We start from the raw sequence: 1,493 nt of genomic DNA, 5'->3' as shown, positions 1-1,493 counted from the left end.
TCGACGCGCGGCCGATCTTCGGGATGAATGCCGGATAGCCAAACCTCGTGGTCGACAGGAGCATCCGGGGGCAGGCCCCACATCGCCTTGAGCCGGGCATCCCAGTCCAGCGCTCCCGTGACCGGGTCCCAGGTGTAGGGCGACAGGCTAACAAGATCGATGGCGGCCTGGAGCCGGGTCTCACTCGTTTTTAGGGCAGCCTCGGCCTGCTTGCGGGCGGTGATGTCGAGGCAGTATTCCGCAGTCGTTCCATCGCCGAGATCGCGCCCGGCGAACAGCATCCATCGGCGTGATCCGTCCTTGAGGAAGTATTCCTTCTCGTAGGGGCCAATCCGTCCCGTGGCGGCGAGCTTCTGCATTTGCTCTTCGCTGACCCCTACCCATTCTGCGGGGGTCAGTCGGCGCCAGGTCAGTTCGCGCCGCTCCACCTCGGCGCGGGTATAGCCCATCATGTTCAGGAAGACATCGTTGGCGTCGACGAGCGTGCCGGAATGGTCAAAGAAGATCATGCCAACCGCATCGGTCTCGATGACCCGTTGCAGGCGCTGCTCGCTCGCCCGCACTGCCTGCTCGGACCGGTCTCGCTCCACCGCAGCCTTGACACGCCCTGTCGTTTCGAACGCTATGACGTGTGCGCCGCCGACCGCGCCATTCTCATCGAGGACCGGGGTGAGATAGTTGTCGAACCAGGCGGTTTCCGGAACGCCATGCCTGTTCAAGATCCATTGGCTGTTTTCCAGGACCACCGTCTCGCCCGCGAACACACGCACGTAGAGCGGCCCGGTGACCTCCCAGACCTCCTGCCAGCACTCAGCCGCTGGCTGGCCCAAGCCGGCAGGATGCTTCAGCCCCATGAGCGGCGCATAGGCATCGTTGTAGATCTGGATGAGCTCTGGCCCCCACAACAGGTTCATCGGGAGCGGCGCCGCCAAAACCAGATTGACGAGGCTCTTCAGGCTTTGAGGCCACGTTGCGATGGGGCCAAGGGACGTGGAAGCCCAATCGTGGTGTCGCACGCGTGCGCCCATGATGCCGCCATTGGGCAGAAGCTCGACTGTGCTTTCCATGCTGCTCTCCATACGTGTCGCGACGCGCGGACGCGGAGATACCGAGGCAGCCTACAAGGACTATAAGCCGATCCCTTGATTAATGTTCCGGATAGAGTTGCTGGATGGCCCTCTCCTGACGCCAGCGGAGCATGTCATCCATCCTGTCGGGCTTGACGCGAATCGTCGTCATCCGTGCGTACATGGTGACCTCCTCAGGGAGGTTAATGGGACTGGCATCAGGCCAGCGCTGCCCTGAACGCGACGCGACGAATCTACACCCTTCCAGCCAGTTTGGATTATGGAAAGCGTCCCATGCGAAGCTCTGGCTATGACGGTAGCATGCCGCGCTCTCTCCAGACATACGCCCCAACCACGGGATGGTCCGCAGTGGGTCAAACGCGGTCCGTGAGGGCAATTGTCTAAACGTCCGCTCCCCAGGCACAT

At 62.2% G+C, this 1,493-nt stretch carries 1 protein-coding gene; it reads right to left on the bottom strand.

The features are described 5' to 3' along the window. On the bottom strand, positions 1-1,067 hold a 1,067-nt coding region (locus KBI52_RS01525; RefSeq protein ID WP_247654104.1), incomplete at its 3' end, for a PAS domain S-box protein. Between the last annotated feature and the right edge of the window lie 426 nt (positions 1,068-1,493).

It is taken from the genome of Microvirga sp. HBU67558, assembly GCF_018069605.1.
In the GTDB taxonomy this organism is placed as follows: Bacteria; Pseudomonadota; Alphaproteobacteria; order Rhizobiales; family Beijerinckiaceae; genus Microvirga; species Microvirga terrae.
The sequence above is the reverse complement of the archived record's forward strand: the minus strand, read 5'-3'. Positions and strand labels throughout refer to the sequence as shown.